Source organism: Pseudonocardia pini (genome assembly GCF_013870575.1).
Lineage (GTDB): Bacteria > Actinomycetota > Actinomycetes > Mycobacteriales > Pseudonocardiaceae > Pseudonocardia > Pseudonocardia pini.
The window spans coordinates 1-1866 of record NZ_JACBXB010000945.1 but is presented as its reverse complement, the minus strand read 5'-3'; the positions used below and the strand labels follow the sequence as shown (position 1 = coordinate 1866).

The window sequence follows — 1866 nt, the reverse complement described above, 5'->3', positions numbered from 1 at the left end:
CCGGTCCTTCACCGGCACGACGACGGTGACCTCGCTCCTCGTCGGCCCGCCGGGGATGCCGGGGGCGGGGTGGGCGAGCCCGGCGTCGAGCAGGGTGCGGGCCAACGCCCGGGACAGCGGATCGCGGACGGTGAGCTCGGTGCGGTCGCCGAGCAGGGCCTGGGCCCTGGGCACGAGGTGCACGAGCCGGGGCGGCGCCCCGCCGAGCAGGGCGGCACTGCCATCCGTACCCGGCAACCGTCGAACCCGACGGTCCAGCACCACCCGCATCCCGCTCGGCAACCCCTGCACCCGTCGATCCCAACACACCCCGCCGAGCAAGTCCCCACCCGCAAGCGCGGCCCTCCCCGCGAGTCCCCCACTCCCGACGCGCGAGTCCCCCACTTCCGACGCGCGAGTCCCCCACTTCCGACGCGCGAGTCCCACACTCCCGACGCGCGAGTCCCACACTTCCAACGCGCGAGTCGGACACCACCGCCCGTGAGTCCGACACCCGCCTCCCCGAGTCCCCACTACCGACCCGCGAGCCCGACCCAGCCTGCCGTTCGACCCAACCGATCCGACACGGCTCGTGCAGGCGACCCGGTCCTTCGACGGGCGGTCCGGGGACATGGGACGCTTCCGCCCGTGTCCCACGCCCTGTCCGCCGAGCCCCTCCTCCCGCGCTACGGGGAGCGGTCGCTCGCGGAGGTGTTCCCGGCCGTGCTCGCCGCGCTCGGCGTCCCCGGGCCCGCCCCGGCGATCACCCTTCCCCCGGTCCGCGCCGCCGCCGTCCTCCTGATCGACGGTCTGGGCGCCGAGCTCCTCCGCGACCACGCGCCGGACGCCCCGACCCTGGCCGCCCTCGCCGGCGAGCCGCTGACCGTCGGCTTCCCGTCGAGCACGTCGATCAGCATCACGTCGCTGGGCACGGGCCTGCCGCCCGGCGAGCACGGTGTGGTCGGGATCAGCTTCCAGGCCTGCGGCGGGGAGATGCTCGACTCGCTGAAGTGGACCTCCTACGGCGTCGGGGACCCCGAGGACCTGCGGGAGTCCCTGCCGCCGGAGCGGATCCAGCCGCACGACACCGCGTTGCAGCGCGCGGCGGCGGACCAGGTGCGGGTCACCACCGTGGGCCCCCGGTCGTTCCGCGGGTCCGGACTGACCCGTGCGGCACTGCGCGGCGGGCACTACCAGGGCGTCATGGCGATGGGGGACCTCGCAGCGGGGATCGTGGCCGCTGTATCCGGGCCCGGCCGTCGGCTCGCGTACGGCTACCACGCGGACCTCGACGCCCTGGGGCACCTGCACGGCCCCGGCTCCACCCCGTGGCGCTTCCAGCTGCGGCTGATCGACCGGATGGTCGCGACGATCGTCGAGCAGCTGCCGCCGGACTCCCTGCTGGCCGTGACCGGTGACCACGGCATGGTCACCGTGACCCGCCGCTACGACGCCGACCAGCTCACCCCGCTCCGCCTCGGGGTCCGGCTGCTCGGCGGCGACCCCCGCGCGCGGCACGTCTACGTGCGGGACGGTGCGGCCGCCGAGGTCCGGGCCGCGTGGGCCGAGACCCTCGCCGACGACGCCTGGATCGTCCCCCGCGACCAGGCGATCGCGGAGAACTGGTTCGGCCCGGTGGGCGACGACGTCCGGGAGCGGATCGGCGATCTCGTCGTGGCGATGCGCGGGACGGCAGGCGTGGTCCGCTCGGTCGCGGAGCCGACCCTGGCGGGCCTGCCCGGCCAGCACGGCTCGCTCACCGCCGAGGAGCAGCTCGTCCCCCTGGCGGTGGCCACCACCGTGCGGTGAGGGCCTCGGCTCGACGGGCGCTGGGGCACCGCCCGTCAGCGCAGTCGTGAGGTCTCTCCGTCGACGTCCCAGCGGGCG

Annotated in this window: 1 protein-coding gene and 1 pseudogene; one reads left to right on the top strand and one right to left on the bottom strand. The window is 75.7% G+C overall.

Features of this window, described 5'->3' with window-relative positions; translation table 11 throughout:
* Positions 1-291, bottom strand: a pseudogene (locus H5J29_RS31150) (mycofactocin biosynthesis glycosyltransferase MftF); the annotation flags it as partial.
* Between the two features lie 336 nt (positions 292-627).
* On the opposite strand from H5J29_RS31150, the gene H5J29_RS31145 reads away from it, so the two are divergent.
* Positions 628-1788, top strand: coding sequence for an alkaline phosphatase family protein (locus H5J29_RS31145; RefSeq protein WP_312858496.1), 1161 nt, complete (start codon positions 628-630; stop codon positions 1786-1788).
* Positions 1789-1866 lie beyond the last annotated feature (78 nt).